Origin of the sequence: Tessaracoccus bendigoensis DSM 12906 (assembly GCF_900141915.1) — a bacterium.
Classification (GTDB): Bacteria; Actinomycetota; Actinomycetes; order Propionibacteriales; family Propionibacteriaceae; genus Arachnia; species Arachnia bendigoensis.
Genome location: NZ_FQZG01000091.1, coordinates 1 through 14,143, shown reverse-complemented (window position 1 = coordinate 14,143; position 14,143 = coordinate 1). Strand labels below are relative to the sequence as shown.

The window sequence follows — 14,143 nt, the reverse complement described above, 5'->3', positions numbered from 1 at the left end:
GCAGGCCGCCGAAGCGCTGGGCAGTGGCGGATCCTCGGAGCAAGACCGAGGACAATCCGACACTGGCGGATTTTCGGAGGCAGGCCGCCGGCGCTGGGCGGCACGCCACGAGATGCGGCAGGATCGCGGTTCCTGGCTACTGGATACCGAAGGCGATCAGCTCGTCGAACGCGTTCAACAGTTCGCCGTCACCGGAACCCGTGACGATCGCGGGCCTGGACCAGACCAGCAGGTCCAGCTGCTGCGCCGGGCCCTCGATGACGGCGTCCGGATGGACGCCGTCGGGTGCCCGTCGACCACCGATCTGGTCCTTGAACGGCTGGCCCCACGCCTCCCCGGTCCAGCGGTACAGCTCGACCAGGCGCGGCTGCGTCTCCGTCGGTCGCAGCTCGACGACGCCGAGCGGGACCTTCTCCGCGCTCGTCGGCACCCAGTTCCACATCACATCGAGCACGTGGTCGATGCCGGCTGCCGCCACATCGGCCCGGATCGGCGAGATGGGCAGCCCTGCCGTCAGTTCGGCATCGACGCGGTGGATGGTGGCCTCGTGGGTCTGCATCCGGACGGTGAAGCCGACGCTCTGGTCGGGCGGGAACCAGCTCCACGCCGGTGCGTCAAGCGGCCCGGAGAGCAGCGCGGCAAGCAGGTCCTCGGTGGCCCGGGCCCGCCGCGACAACACCTCGGACCGGGTGGTGGGACGCACCGGTGGGTGTTCCTCGATGGCCTGCACCTGCTCGTCGGTGGTGGCGCCGGACGCGATCACAGAACTCCAGAACAGGTGCACCTCGGTCAGGTGCCAAAGCAGGTCGGCCGCCGTCCAGCCCGGGCAGCTCGGGACCGGGGTCGCGCCGTCGACCTCGGCCAGGACGGTCGCGAACCGCGCGGCCTCGTCGCGGATCACGGCTGTGGGTTCGTAGCTCATGCACCCGACGCTACCCGACGGACGGCTCCCAGGAGGGTCATGCAGGTCACAGTCGGGGCTCGACCTGCTCAAGGTTGCTGAGGCCGCGGGGTGCCGTCGGTAGGGTCGCCGTATGAACAGGTCGGGTTCGGAGCCGGTGGCAGTCGACGGGCGCCCGGGCGTCGCGCAGTGGTGGCGCGAGGCCGTCTTCTACCAGGTCTATCCACGCTCGTTCGCGGACGCGAACGGCGATGGTGAGGGGGATCTGCGCGGCGTCGTCGAGAAGATGGGCTACCTCGCCTCCCTCGGCGTCGACGCCTTGTGGTTGTGCCCCTTCTACCCATCGCCTCAGGTGGACGGCGGCTACGACATCGCCGACTACTGCGGCGTCGACCCACGCTTCGGCACATTGGCCGATGCTGACGCCCTGGTCGCCGCCGCGCACGCGCACGGCATCCGGGTGACGATCGATCTGGTTCCCAACCACTGCTCCGACCAGCATGCCTGGTTCCGCGCGGCGATCGCCGCAGGGCCCGGTTCTTCGGCGCGGGCGAGATTCCATTTCCTTGACGGGCGCGGCCAGGACGGGGCCGAGCCGCCGAACAACTGGCGAAGCGTCTTCGGCGGCACCTCGTGGACCCGCGTCATGGAGCCGGACGGCACCCCCGGCCAGTGGTACTACCATCTCTTCGCGCCCGAGCAACCGGACCTGAACTGGGGCAACCCCGAGATCCTCGCGGAGTTCGAGCACATCTTGGGCTTCTGGCTCGACCGGGGTGTCGACGGCTTCCGGATCGACGTCTCCGATGCCCTGGTGAAGGACACCGGCTGGCCCGACACCGACGGCGGCTACCCGGTCATCCCGAAGGGCGACGACAGCCCCGTCCACGACATCTACCGCGCCTTCCGCCGGGTGATGGACTCCTACCCGGGGGACCGGATGGCGGTCATCGAGACGGGTGCACCCGACGACGTCGTCGCCCTCTTCGTGCGCCCCGACGAGATGCACCTGGCGTTCAACCTCCGCTTCGCCAAGGCAGCCTGGGACATCGGTGAGTTCCGGCAGGCCATCGCCTCTTCCCTCGCCGCGAACGAGATCGTCGGGGCACCAGGCACATGGGTGCTCGACAACCACGACAACCCGCGCTCCGTCAGCCGGTTCGCCGCCGATGTCCGACTCGAGGGCGACTACGTGCCCGGCGCGGTACACACCAGCGACGACGGCGCGACTCACGTCGACATAGCCCGCGGCGAACGACGCGCCCGGGCGGCCACGCTCCTGCAGCTGTCGCTACCCGGGGCGGCCTACCTGTACCAGGGCCAGGAACTCGGGCTGCCACAGGTCGACGACCTCCCAGACGAGGTCCTTCAAGACCCGGTCTTCCACCGCACCGGCGGGCGGGTCCGCGGCCGGGACGGCTGCCGCGTTCCGATGCCGTGGTCGGGGACCACCCCGCCGTTTCGTTTCAGCCCCGAAGGGGTCCGGACGTGGCTTCCCATGCCTGCCGCCTGGGCCGACCTGACGGTCGAGGCGCAGGAGGCGGACCCCACCTCGATGCTCGCGCTCTTCAGGCGGGCGCTGGCACTTCGCCGAGCCGAGCCGAGCCTGCGCCGCGGGACAGCCACCTTGCTCGACGGCGTCGCCTCGCCCCGCGCGCTGTGCCTCGGACGGCAGAGCCCCGGCGGGCGAAGCTTGGTCGTCGTCACGAACTTCGGCGAATCCCCCACGCCGCTGCCACCCGGCGAGGTGCTGCTCACAAGCGCAGACGAGCCGCTCGACGGCCTCCTCCCGGGAGACGCGACCGCGATCGTCGCGGTGCCGTGATCCCATGCGGGTCCGGCGCCTACCGGTCGGCGAGTTCCCCGAACGCGGCGGCCAGCACGGGCTCGGGCGGCTCCGAGAGGACGGTCGGGCGACCGATCTCCCGCATCCCGATCAGCCGGAGGCTCGCTCCCCTGGCCTTCTTGTCCAGGCTCATGATCGGGCGCAGTTCCTCGAACGGTGCCGGGTAGCTCAGCGGCAGCCCGAGCCCGCCGAGCAGGTGGTCGTGCAGCTCGACGGTGTCCCCGTCGAGCCCGAGCAGGTCGCGCGAGACCCGCGCCATCCATGCCATTCCGACGCTGATCGCCTGCCCGTGCCGCCACGTGAAACCGGCGTGCTTCTCGATCGCGTGGCCCAGGGTGTGGCCGTAGTTGAGGGCCTCCCGTCCGACCTGGTCGCCGACCGACGTGGACTCGGTGAAGTCGGCGGCGACCACGCGCGCCTTGACGCTGACGGCGCGCAGCACCAGTTCGGCGAACCGGTCGCTGGCGACGTCGCGGCAGTCGGCGAGGTCGGCGGTGGCAAGCTTCAGGATCTCAGGGTCGGCGATAAACCCGCACTTGATCACCTCGGCCAGCCCGGAGGCTACCTCCGAGGCATCGAGCGAGGCGAGGAGCGTCAGGTCGCAGAGCACGGCCCGGGGCTCGTAGAACGCTCCGACGAGGTTCTTTCCCGCTTCCAGGTTGATGCCCGTCTTCCCCCCGACCGCGGCGTCAACCATGCCCAGCACCGACGTAGGCACGCTGAGGTAGCCGATGCCGCGCAGCCAGGAGGCGGCCACGAACCCTGCCAGGTCTGTCGTGGTTCCACCGCCGACACCCACGACGAGGTCGTTCCGGGTGAATCCGGCAGCCGCGAGGGCGTTCCAACACCCGGTCAGCACCTGCGGGGTCTTGGCAGCTTCGGCGTCAGGCACCGGGATCAGTGTGACCGGTCGATCCACCATCGCTTCCACGCGGCGCGCCAGCGCCCCCAGCGAGGCGGGATGGATGACGGCGACCCGGGACGCCTCACCGAGCAGGTCAGGCAGCCGATCCAACGCGCCCCGACCGACGGTGACGTCGTAGGGACCCTGCTTCGACTCGACGCGGACGGTGCCGCCCTTCACTGCGCCCAGCCCCGTTCCGCGGCCAACTGGTCGGCGACCTCGGCCGAGCCCCGGCCGTCGGTTTCGACGGCCTCCGTCGCCAACGACTCGTAGACGGGGGTGCGTTCCCGCATCAACTCGATCAGTCGGCCACGCACGTTGCCGAGCAGCAACGGGCGCGCGGTGTTGAGGCCGACCCGCCGGCTGGCCTGCCCGACCGAGACCTTCAACCAGATCACCTCGTGACCCGCCAACGCCTCCCGGATAGCGGCGTTCATCACCGATCCACCGCCGAGGCTCAACACACCACAGCTGCCGAGCAGTTCGATGGTGGCCTCTTCTTCGACCGCCCTGAAATACTCCTCCCCGTGGTCGGCGAAGATCTCGGCGATCGGTTTGCCCACGACCTCCTCAATGCGGTGGTCGACGTCCACGAACGTCAACCCGAGGCGACGGGCGAGGCGCTTTCCGACGGTGGACTTGCCCGATCCGGGCGCGCCGATCAGGACGATGCTCATCGGCCGATCTCCAGGCCCCTGGCCCTGACGTCGGCCAGGTAGGCCTCGCAGTTGCGTCGGGTCTCTCCCACGGAGTCGCCGCCGAACTTCTCGAGCGCGGCCTCGGCAAGCACCAGGGCGACCATCGCCTCGGCGACTACGCCCGCCGCGGGCACGGCGCACACGTCGGAGCGCTGGTGGTGGGCGGCGGTCGCCTCACCGGTGGTGGTGTCGATGGTGCGCAGCGCCCGGGGCACCGTCGCAATGGGCTTCATCGCGGCCCGGACCCTGAGCACCTCACCGGTGGACATCCCGCCCTCGGTGCCGCCGGAGCGGTGCGACGCGCGTCGGATACCGGATGCGCCGGGGAGGATCTCGTCATGGGCCAGCGAGCCGCGGGTCCGCGCCAACTCGAAGCCGTCGCCGACCTCGACGCCCTTGATCGCCTGGATGCCCATCAGCGCGCCGGCCAGTTTCGCATCCAACCGGCGGTCGCCCTGCGAATGCGAGCCGAGGCCGGGCGGCAGGCCCCAGGCGACCACCTCGACGACCCCACCGAGGGTGTCGCCGTCTCTGTGGCACGCCTCCACCTCCTCCTGCATCGCAGCCGACGCGGCCGGGTCGAAGCAGCGCACCGGGTCGACGTCGATCGCTGGCAGGTCGGCCATGGTGGGCAGATCCGGCCGGACGGCCCGCACCGGGCCGAGCTCGACGACGTGGCTGAGGACCTCGACGCCGAGCGCCTGCCTGAGGAAGGCCTGCGCGATGGTGCCGAGCGCGACGCGGGCGGCCGTCTCCCGGGCGGAGGCGCGTTCAAGCAGGGGGCGGGCCTCGTCGAAGTCGTACTTCTGCATGCCCGCCAGGTCGGCGTGCCCGGGCCGGGGCCTGGTCAGCGGCGCGTTGCGGGCCAGCTGGGCGAGGATCTCGTCATCGACGTCGCCAGGTGCCATCACCTGCTGCCACTTCGGCCATTCGGTGTTGCCGATCTCGATGGCGATCGGCGAGCCCAGGGTCTCGCCGTGCCGGAAGCCGCACAGCAGGGTCAACTCATCGGCCTCGAACTTCATCCTGGCTCCCCGTCCGACGCCGAGGCGGCGCCGGCGAAGGTTCTCTGCGATCTCCGCGGTGCCGACCCGGACGTGGGCCGGGATGCCCTCGATGGTGGCGATCAGGGCTTGGCCGTGGGACTCCCCGGCGGTCAGGTAACGAAGCATGACCGCCATTGTGTCAGAGTGCCGAGCGCGCCTTCAGTTCGCGACCGGCTGCCGAACGGCACTGCTGATACGTGACGCGGTGCCCAGTCAGCAGGTGGAACTGGTCGACGGCCTGCCCGGCCAGCAGGTCGAGGCCGTTGAGCACCATCCGGCCCTTCCTCTGGGCCGCCGCGGTCAGGGGCGTCGGCCAAGGGTCGTAGACCACGTCGAAGACGACATCGGCCGCGGTGGCCAGCGCATCCGCGTGGGGAGCGGCGGCGGCCGCGGGAATGGTGCTGGCCACGAGATCGACCCGGTCGGCGCCCTCCCCCAGCGACCGCACGTCGGTCGTCAGCCCGAGCGTCGAGGCGAGCTGGGCGAGGGCCGCGGCACGCTCGGGACGGCGGGCGAACACAGTCAGTTCCCGCACGCCGAGGTCTGCCAGGGCCAGCACGATCGAGCGGGCGGTCGCCCCGTTGCCCAGGATGGCCGCGCTGCGGGGGGCCGCCAGGCCGTGCGCGAGCCAGGCTCCGATGAAGCCGGGCACGTCGGTGTTGTAGACGCGGGGCTCATCCCCGAAGACGATGGTGTTGCCGCCGCCGATCAGCCGGGTCGGTTCGTCCGGGTCGCCGAACGAGACGATGGCCTCCTTGTGCGGCGCCGTGACGCTGAGCCCGGCCCAGTCGGGGTCGTCGATGCGGGTCCGGACGAACGTCGCAAGGTCGGCGGCGGTCACCGTGTAGGCGTCATAGGACCAGTCGTCGAGGGCGTTGAGCCGGTAACCCTCCCGGTGGATCGCCGGGGACAGTGAATGCCCGGCCGGGTCGCCGATCACCCCCGAACGCATCAGCACTTGCCCGCGTTGGCGGAGCACCACTGTTGAAAGAGCGCCACGTTCGCGTTGTGTTCCTCCAGCGTCGCGGCGAACCTGGTGTCGCCGGTTTCGGGGTTGACGGTGACGAAGAACAGCGCATCGCTGTCGGCGGGGTGCAGGGCGGCCGACAACGCCGTCTCACCCGGGTTGCTGATCGGGCCGGGCGGCAACCCGGGATGCACGTAAGTGTTGTAGGGCGACGGGTTGGCCCGGTCCTCCGCGGTGGTCGTGACCTTTCCGGACTTGCCGACGGCGTAGTGCACGGTCGAGTCCATCTCGAGTTTCATGCCCTGCTTCATCCGGTTGTAGATGACCGCGGCGACCATCGGTTGGTCCGCCGTCTTCGTCACCTCCGAGGCGATGATCGAGGCAGTAGTGACCACCGCCAACGGTGTGGTCGCCAATTGTTCGGCCCCACCCACGAGGTCGAGCTTCTCCGCTATCCGGTTGAACTGTCCCACCTGGGTCGCGTAGATCCAGGAGGCCACGGGCGGCTCCGAGACCGCGTACTTTGAGGGGAACAGGAAGCCCTCCAGCTTGCCACCTGCGTAATCGGGCAGCTTGAAGATGGTGGTGTCCGCGGCACCCGCCTGCACGTCGGCCAACGAGAGTTTGGTCGTCTCCACCGTGATCGCCTGCTGTTCCGCCATCGTCGTGCCCTCGGGGAACAGCACCCAGAGGACCACCTTGTTGTCGGGGTTGAGCAACATCTCGAACGCGACGGCCGCAGGGATCTCCTTCTTGAGCTTGTAGCGCCCGTACTGGAGTTCATCTCCTCGCCCGCTGCGCTGCACCTCGCTGCGGAAGGTCCTCGTGGACTTGATCACGCCCGCCTCGGTCAAGAGGTCGCCGATGTGCGCCGGGGTCGCCCCGCGGGGGATGAGGATCTCGACCTCGCCGCTGCCCTCACCGATGTAGTCATCCTCGGTGCGCCATTCGATGTAGGCGTCGTTGATCTTCGAGTAAACGAACCAGGCACCTCCGCCCAGCACCGCCGCCGCGAGGATCACAGCGAGGGCGCTGCGCGCGTGGTAGCCGATCTTGCGCCAGTTCAGGCGTCGGTCGTTGTCATTGAACGCGGGGCTCACCGTTCCTCCTCAATCACACGTTGGCCGACCGGCCCACCGTGACGCTCCTCGGCGTCAAGCGCGGTCTGCAAAATCTCGACGGCCGCCGCCTGGTCGATGACGCCGCGCTGCTTCTTTGCGCTTCGACCGGCCCTCCCCAGGTTACGTGATGCCGAGGCGGTACTCATCCGCTCGTCGACGAGCCTCACCTCGACCGGCGCGATGGCGGCCGCGAACTGGACCGCTTTGTCAGTGATGAAACCGGCGGCGATCCCCCTCTCCCCCGCAAGGGTGAGGGGCAGCCCGACGTAGACCACGGTCGGCTCGTATTCGGCGACCAGTGCGACCAGCCGGGCCTGTTCCTCGGCACCGGCCTGAACGGTCTCCACCGGATAGGCGAACGATGTTCCGGCGCCTGCCGCCGACACACCGATCCTGGCCTTGCCCCAGTCGATGCCGAGTCGTGGCCCGTCAGCCACGCGAATCCAGCGCCGAGCGCACCGCGGCCAAGGCCATAGGGGCTGCGGCCGGGTCGGTTCCGCCGCCTTGCGCGAGGTCGTCCTTGCCGCCGCCCTTGCCGCCGAGCGCGGCGCTGGCAAGCCCGATGAGCTGGCCGGCCCTCAGACCGAGCCCTCGGGCGGCCTCGTTGGTGGCGACCACTGCAGTGGGCTTGTCTGAGCCGCCGATCAACGCCACGACGGCGGGCCCGGAGCCGAGGCGCTCGCGCAGGTCCAGCACAAGCGTCCGGAGGTCCCCTCCTGCCACGCCGGGGGTACTCACGCCGAGATAGCGGACGCCTCCCACCGTCTCGGCCTGCTCCACCAGGGTTGCGGAGCTGGCGAGCAGCTTTTCCGCATTCAGTCTCGCGATCTGCTTCTCGGCGTCCTTCAGTTGTGTGACGAGCCGTTCGACACGCCCGACCAACTGGTCCGGCTGCACCCGCAGCGTGTCGGTCAGGGTGCTGACCAACGCGCGCTCCGCGGCGAACTTCGAGAACGCGTCCGCAGCCACGAGCGCCTCGACACGGCGCACCCCAGACCCGATGGAGGATTCGCTAAGCAGGTTCAGCATGCCGATCTCAGCGGTGGTGGCGACGTGGGTGCCGCCGCACAGCTCCCTCGACCAGGGTCCGGCCAGTTCGACCATCCGCACGATCGGCGGATACTTCTCTCCGAACATGGCCATCGCCCCGAGCGCCTTGGCGTCCTCCAGCTTCATCTCCTGCGCGGTCACCGCGAAGTTGTCGGCGATCGCCTCGTTGGAGCGGCCCTCGATCTCTGCCTTCAGCTGATCGCTCAGCCCGTGCGTCGATGAGAAGTCGAAGCGCATGTAGCCGGGCTTGTTGTATGAGCCAGCCTGCGTCGCTGTGGGGCCGACCAGCTCCCGCAGCGCGGCATGCACGATGTGCGTCGCGGTGTGGGCCTGGCACGATCCGTGCCTGGCGATGCCGTCGACCCTGGCATCGACGCTGGCCCCCACCGGCAACTCACCCAGCACCTCAACACGGTGCACGACCAGGCCGGGGACGGGGCGCTGCACGTCGATGACGTTCAGGCTGAACCCGTCGCCCCTGATGACGCCGCGGTCGGCATCCTGACCACCGGACTCCGCATAGAACGGGGTCTCCTGCAAGACGATGTCGACGGTGGCGCCGTCGAGGGCGCGGTCGACGACGACCCCGTCGGCCACGATGCCACGCACCCTGGTTGAGACGTCCAGGTCGGTGTAGCCCAGAAACGGCACCTCGCCCGCCTCACGGAGCTCACGGTAAGCCTCAAGGCTCGCCGCGCCTCCCTTCTTGGACTTGGCATCGGCCCTTGCCCGCTCCTTCTGCTCCTTCATGAGCGCATCGAACCTGGCCCGGTCGACGGTCAGCCCCTGCTCGGCGGCCATCTCCATCGTCAGGTCGATCGGGAACCCGAAGGTGTCGTGCAGCCGGAACGCCTGGTCGCCCGGAAGCGTGGTGACGTGTTCGCTGCGGGCATCGTCGACCGCCGAATCGAACAGCACGGTGCCCGATTGCAGGGTGCGCCGGAACGACTTCTCCTCCGCCTCGGCCGCCTCTGCCACGCGGGGCCAGGCCGCGTCGATGTCTGGGTAGGAGACCCGCATCAGGTCGCGGGAGACTGGCAGCAGTTCAAGCAGCACCGGGGCGCTCACCCCGAGTAGCCGCATCGAGCGGATCACGCGCCGAAGGAGGCGCCGCAGCACGTAACCGCGGGCCTCGTTGCCGGGGGTGACTCCGTCGGTCATCAACATCAGACTGGAGCGGACATGGTCGGCGACCACGCGGAAGCGGATGTCGTCGGTGTGGTCATCGCCGTAGCGCTTACCCGATAGTTCGGCCGCCTTCTGGATGACGGGGTAGACCTCGTCGATCTCGTACATGTTGGCGACGTTCTGCTTCAGCAGCGCGATGCGCTCCAAGCCGGCGCCCGTGTCGATGTTGCGGCTGGGCAGTTGGCGCGCCACGTCGAAGTCGTCCTTGGCTCGGACCGCGGAGAGTTCCTCCTGCTGGAAGACGAGGTTCCAGATCTCAAGGAAGCGGTCCTCGTCGGCCTCGGGGCCGCCGTCCGCGCCGAACCCCGGGCCGCGGTCGATGTAGATCTCGGAGCAGGGGCCGCCGGGGCCGGGGACCCCCATGTGCCAGTAGTTGTCCTTCAGCCCGCGTTCCTGGATGCGTTCGCGCGGGATACCGACCTTCTGCCAAAGGTCGATCGTCTCCTGATCTCCATGTAGCGCGGTGACCCAGACCGTCTCGGGGTCGAACCCGAGACAGCCGTCCTCCTCGCTACCCGTGACGAACTCCCAGGCGTAGGTGATCGCACCCTCCTTGAAGTAGTCACCGAAGGAGAAGTTGCCGAGCATCTGGAAGAAGGTGCCGTGACGGGTGGTCTTGCCCACCTCTTCGATGTCGAGGGTGCGCACACACTTCTGCGCGGAGACCGCGCGGTCGTACGGGGCCGGTTCGTCGCCGAGGAAGTACGGCTTGAACGGCACCATGCCGGCGTTGACGAAAAGCAGCGTCGGGTCGTTGTACAGCAGCGACGCGCTCGGCACATCGACATGCTGATGCTTCACGAAGAAGTCGATGAACCGGCTCCGGATTTCGGCGGTCTTCATTATCTGGTAGTCCTTGAAAATCAGTTGTTGTTTGCGGGGATGTTCAGCTCATCGCGGAGCTCGGCCTCCCGCTGGGCCATCGAGGTGCGGAACGTGGCCATGAACTCGCCGAAACCGGCTGCCGTCTCGTGGCCCTTCTTCTCGACCTGTTCCACCACGCCCTTCGGTGTGAAGCGTTCGAGCAGTTGCCTGCCACGAAGCAGCAGGAAGACGGCGAGCCCTGCCCCGACGAGGAGCCAGAACAAGCGCCTCACCTGGCGGCCTTCTTCCGACCCTGCACGGCCTTGCGGACGCCGTAGGTGAAGGCCGCGGTCTTGACGAGCGGGCCACCGAGCGTGGCGGAGAACAGGGAGGTCAGTTGGGCCGCGTTCTCGCTGACGACCGTGGCGTGCCCTGACACCTTCGCGGCGTCGTCGGTGACGATGCTGAGTTTGGCGAGTTCGTCGTTGGCAGCGACCACCGTCGACTTGAGCTCGTGCAGGATCGGGACTGAGTTGTTCCCCACGTCCCGAACTGCGAGCCGCACCTCATCGAGGGTTCGTCCTAGTTTGAGCAGCGGGACGGCCGCGAGGGCGACCAGGACGCAGAGCGCCACGGCCGCGATCAGGCCAGCGATTTCACCAACGGTCATGCGCGCAACTCTAGCCGACCACTGCCGGTTGCCGTTGCGCGCGCCTCCGCGCCCCTGCTCGGGACAGGTCGTTCAGGCGCCGGGCCTGCCGAGTAGGTCTCGGAGCAACTGCACCCGCTCAGCGATCACCGCCTCCTGCCCGTTGTCGGTGGGCTCGTAGTAGCGGGCCGCGGCAAGGTCGTCGGGCAGGTACTGCTGGGCGACCACCCCGTGCTCGAAGTCGTGCGGGTAGCGGTAGCCCTCCCCGTGGCCGAGCGGTTTGGCCCCCGCGTAGTGGGCGTCCCTGAGATGGGCGGGCACCGCACCGCCTTTTCCTGCCCTCACGTCGGCGATCGCCTTGTCCAGGGCCAGGTAGGCCGCATTCGACTTCGGCGCCGTGGCCGCCGCGACGGTGGCATGGGCCAGCGTGATCCTCGCCTCCGGCATGCCGAGCAGGGCAACCGCCTGGGCCGCAGCCACACACGTCTGCAGGACGCCGCTTGCCGCCATGCCGATGTCTTCGGATGCGGAGATCATGAGTCGACGCGCGATGAAACGCGGGTCCTCCCCCGCCTCCAACATGCGGGCGAGGTAGTGCAGGGCGGCGTCGACGTCCGAGCCCCTGATCGACTTGATGAATGCGGAGATGACGTCGTAGTGCTGGTCACCGTCCTTGTCGTAACGCACGGCGGCCCGGTCTGCCGAGGACTCGACAGCCGCCTGATCTATGGCGGGCCTCCCCAGCGCCTCGGCGGCCGCGGCGGACTCCTCCAGGTAGGTCAGTGCCCTGCGCGCGTCGCCCCCGGCCAGCCGGATGATCATGTCGCGGGCCTCGTCGGCGAGCGCCAGGCTCTCCCCGGTCGCCGTCCTGACCCCCCGCTCGTCGGTCAGGGCCCGTTCCAGGAGCGAAGCCAGGTCGTCGTCCGTGAGGGGTTGCAACCTGAGCAGCAGGGAGCGTGACAACAAGGGTGAGATGACCGAGAACGAGGGGTTCTCGGTGGTGGCCGCGATCAGGGTGACGAGTCGGTTCTCGACCGCTGGCAACAGCACGTCCTGCTGCGCCTTGGAAAACCGGTGGACCTCGTCGACGAACAGCACGGTGGCACGGCCACGGGCCAGCTGTCGCCGCGCCTCCTCCAGCTCGGCGCGGACCTCCTTGACGCCCGCCGTGACGGCGGACAGTTCCACGAAGCGGCGCCGCGTCGCCTGGGAGACGACCGAGGCGATGGTCGTCTTGCCCACCCCGGGCGGGCCCCAGAGGAACACCGACATCGGCTGCCCGTCGGCCAGCCTGCGCAGCGGGGAACCGGGGGCGAGGAGGTGGCGCTGGCCCACGATCTCGTCGAGGTCTCGCGGGCGCATCCTGACGGCCAGTGGCGCCTGCGGATTGCCGGAGTAGCTGAGCGATCCGCCCCTTTGAGCGGGCTCGGGATCCGGGTTTCCGAACAGGTCGACAGACACGTCGACACTCTACCGGGCGGCCCCGCTTTGGAACTGATTGAATCCGGGCATATCATCTGCTTTTGGGTTTCTTCGCAACACCAGCCATGCCGACCCGATGGTCCCGGCTGCCAAACCGTGCGCGGAGCACCTCCCAACCCCAACCCTCTAGCCTCGAAGGCCGCCCATGGAATCCGATCTCGGCCGCCAATTCTCGCGCCGCCGTCGACTCGCCGTCATCATCACCCTTGGTCTACTGACGGGGCTTGGTCCGTTCACCATCGACCTGTATCTGCCCGCGTTCCCTGTGATCAAGCAGGAGTGGTCGCTGAGCGACGCACAGGTCCAGGTCACGCTGTCGGCGACCACGCTCGGGTTCGCGCTGGGCCAGCTGATCGTCGGTCCGTTGAGCGACCGGCTCGGCCGGCGGTGGCCGTTGGTGGTGTGCTCGTCGCTTCACGTGATCTCCTCGGTGCTGGTGGCGATCGCCCCTTCGGTCGGTTTCCTGACCGCGATGCGCATGCTGCAGGGCATCGGCGCCGCCGGTGGCGCCGTCGTGGCGATGGCGATGGCGCGAGACCTGTTCAGTGGGCGTCCGCTCGTGGTGATGCTGTCGCGGCTTGCACTGATCTCGGGTCTCGCACCGATCATCGCCCCCATCGTTGGCTCCTGGATGGTCAGCATCATGCCGTGGCGCGGCATCTTCTGGGGCCTGGCGGCCTACGGCACCCTGGTGGTGCTGCTCATCGTGATGACGACGGTGGAGACGCGGCCACCCGAGCAGCGCACCCGCGGCGGCCTCGGCGCCCTCGCCAAGAGCTTCGGCGTGGTCGTGCGCGACCGCGTCTCGCTCGGCGGCATGCTGATCGCGGCCTTCTCCTTCGGCGGTCTCTTCTCCTACGTGTCCAGTTCGTCGGTGCTGCTGCAGAGCGTCTACGGCCTGACCGCACGAGGGTTCGGTCTGGTGTTTGCGATCTGTTCGTGCGGCGTGTTCATCGGGGTCCAGACGGGTAGCCGGTTGGCTCAGCGCTACGGCCCGCAATGGGTGCTGGTCATCTCGACCTCGGTCATGCTCACCGCGTCGCTGGCGGTCCTGGTGATCAACGCCGCCGACATCGGCTACGTGCCCCTCGTGCCGGCGCTGTTCCTGTTCACGTTCGGGTTCGGATCGTCTGCCCCCTGCACGCAACTTCTGGTGCTGATGAATCACCGGGAGCGCTCGGGGACGGCGTCGTCGCTGCTCGGCGCGTCGTCGCAGATCGTCGGCTCGATGGTCGGTCCGCTGATCGGGTTGGTGCCCATGACCAGCGCGGTCCCGATGGGCACCGCGATGCTGGCCTGCGCGACGCTGGCAACGCTTGCCCTGTGGCTGGTCCTCCGGCCGCACTCGATGCCCCGCACCGCCCTGGTCTGAGGCTGTGGCTGGGTAGGCGGTGAGCACTATCCCGGGTTCGTTCCCGGAAATGACGCCCAACTACGGCGTGTCGGCGATCGAGTCCCGAATAGTGCTCACGGCCCAGACCAGCCCC

General features: G+C 68.9%; 13 protein-coding genes. 2 read left to right on the top strand and 11 right to left on the bottom strand.

From position 1 onward, the window contains the following. Window positions 1-136: 136 nt before the first annotated feature. On the bottom strand, window positions 137-922 hold the full coding sequence (locus tag BUC15_RS17035; protein ID WP_073190720.1) for a maleylpyruvate isomerase family mycothiol-dependent enzyme: 786 nt from the start codon (window positions 920-922) through the stop codon (window positions 137-139). Window positions 923-1,034: 112 nt separating this feature from the next. Between BUC15_RS17035 and BUC15_RS17030 the strand changes: the two genes are divergently transcribed. Next, a complete protein-coding gene (locus BUC15_RS17030) occupies window positions 1,035-2,726 on the top strand; it encodes a glycoside hydrolase family 13 protein (protein WP_073190717.1) in 1,692 nt (563 codons plus the stop codon). A 19-nt stretch (window positions 2,727-2,745) separates the two neighbouring features. On the opposite strand, the gene aroB is transcribed toward BUC15_RS17030, so the two are convergent. The 10 genes from aroB to BUC15_RS16980 form a co-directional block, all read right to left on the bottom strand. Beyond that, complete coding sequence (gene aroB, locus BUC15_RS17025) at window positions 2,746-3,831, bottom strand: 3-dehydroquinate synthase (RefSeq protein ID WP_073190714.1); 1,086 nt, start codon at window positions 3,829-3,831, stop codon at window positions 2,746-2,748. Beyond that, on the bottom strand, window positions 3,828-4,328 hold the full coding sequence (locus BUC15_RS19675; protein WP_073190711.1) for a shikimate kinase: 501 nt from the start codon (window positions 4,326-4,328) through the stop codon (window positions 3,828-3,830). The genes aroB and BUC15_RS19675 overlap by 4 nt, the downstream gene beginning before the upstream one ends. After that, on the bottom strand, window positions 4,325-5,521 hold the full coding sequence (gene aroC / locus BUC15_RS17015; RefSeq protein ID WP_073190725.1) for a chorismate synthase: 1,197 nt from the start codon (window positions 5,519-5,521) through the stop codon (window positions 4,325-4,327). Before aroC ends, BUC15_RS19675 begins: the two co-directional genes overlap by 4 nt. 13 nt (window positions 5,522-5,534) lie before the next feature. Next, window positions 5,535-6,347 carry a shikimate dehydrogenase family protein gene (locus BUC15_RS17010; RefSeq protein ID WP_073190723.1) on the bottom strand — a complete coding sequence of 271 codons (813 nt, stop codon included), beginning with the start codon at window positions 6,345-6,347 and terminating at the stop codon, window positions 5,535-5,537. Beyond that, window positions 6,347-7,462, bottom strand: coding sequence for an endolytic transglycosylase MltG (gene mltG / locus BUC15_RS17005; RefSeq protein ID WP_073190708.1), 1,116 nt, complete (start codon window positions 7,460-7,462; stop codon window positions 6,347-6,349). Before mltG ends, BUC15_RS17010 begins: the two co-directional genes overlap by 1 nt. Next, the gene (ruvX, locus tag BUC15_RS17000) at window positions 7,459-7,920 is read right to left on the bottom strand and encodes a Holliday junction resolvase RuvX (protein WP_073190705.1); all 462 of its coding nucleotides are present in this window, start codon (window positions 7,918-7,920) and stop codon (window positions 7,459-7,461) included. Before ruvX ends, mltG begins: the two co-directional genes overlap by 4 nt. Beyond that, the gene (gene alaS, locus BUC15_RS16995) at window positions 7,913-10,564 is read right to left on the bottom strand and encodes an alanine--tRNA ligase (protein ID WP_073190702.1); all 2,652 of its coding nucleotides are present in this window, start codon (window positions 10,562-10,564) and stop codon (window positions 7,913-7,915) included. Before alaS ends, ruvX begins: the two co-directional genes overlap by 8 nt. A gap of 20 nt (window positions 10,565-10,584) precedes the next feature. Beyond that, complete coding sequence (locus BUC15_RS16990; protein ID WP_073190700.1) at window positions 10,585-10,818, bottom strand: DUF6167 family protein; 234 nt, start codon at window positions 10,816-10,818, stop codon at window positions 10,585-10,587. Next, window positions 10,815-11,195: a DUF948 domain-containing protein gene (locus BUC15_RS16985; RefSeq protein ID WP_073190697.1), complete on the bottom strand. Its 381-nt coding sequence runs from the start codon at window positions 11,193-11,195 to the stop codon at window positions 10,815-10,817. The genes BUC15_RS16990 and BUC15_RS16985 overlap by 4 nt, the downstream gene beginning before the upstream one ends. 72 nt (window positions 11,196-11,267) lie before the next feature. Beyond that, window positions 11,268-12,635: a replication-associated recombination protein A gene (locus BUC15_RS16980; protein ID WP_073190695.1), complete on the bottom strand. Its 1,368-nt coding sequence runs from the start codon at window positions 12,633-12,635 to the stop codon at window positions 11,268-11,270. A gap of 166 nt (window positions 12,636-12,801) precedes the next feature. Between BUC15_RS16980 and BUC15_RS16975 the strand changes: the two genes are divergently transcribed. Next, the gene (locus tag BUC15_RS16975; protein WP_073190691.1) at window positions 12,802-14,028 is read left to right on the top strand and encodes a multidrug effflux MFS transporter; all 1,227 of its coding nucleotides are present in this window, start codon (window positions 12,802-12,804) and stop codon (window positions 14,026-14,028) included. Window positions 14,029-14,143 lie beyond the last annotated feature (115 nt).